The organism is Pseudomonas sp. TWI929 (assembly GCF_039673335.1).
Lineage (GTDB): Bacteria > Pseudomonadota > Gammaproteobacteria > Pseudomonadales > Pseudomonadaceae > Aquipseudomonas.
In genome coordinates this window covers 1-548 of record NZ_JBDJLK010000187.1, presented here as the reverse complement: position 1 = coordinate 548, position 548 = coordinate 1, and the positions used below count along the sequence as shown (strand labels likewise).

Here is a 548-nt window from a genome sequence, read left to right as displayed (position 1 = left end):
TTACCGGCAGCTTGTCGAGCAGCAACAGGTGCGCCGGCACCATGTAGTCCGGCAGACCGGCTTTCAGTGCTTCGCGCAGGTTGTCGCGCAATGCACCCTGGTCTTGCGTGCTGTCGGCAGGCACCACATAGCCCACCAGTTGTTTGCCACTCGGCCCGTCCTGGGCCAGCACTACCGCTTCCTGCACGCTCGGCAGTTCCAGCAGGCGTGCTTCGATCTCGCCCAGCTCGATGCGCAGGCCGCGGATCTTCACCTGGTGGTCGATACGCCCGGCGTAGTCGATCACCCCATCGGCGCGGTAGCGCGCCAGGTCGCCGGTACGGTACAGGCGCCCGCCGTTGGCGCTGAACGGGTCCGGCACGAAGCGTTCGGCAGTCAGCGCTGGGCGCTGGTGGTAACCACGGGCCAGGCCGACGCCACCGAGGTACAGCTCGCCGGCACTGCCACGTACCGCCGGTTGCAGGCTGCCTTCGAGGATGTGGGTTTTCAGGTTATCGATCGGCTGGCCGATCGGCACGCTGATGCTTTCGTCTGGCTGGCAGGTCCAG

At 66.4% G+C, this 548-nt stretch carries 1 pseudogene; it reads right to left on the bottom strand.

Annotated features, from left to right (window positions below):
• Nucleotides 1-548: pseudogene (locus tag ABE456_RS28480) on the bottom strand (non-ribosomal peptide synthetase); the annotation flags it as partial.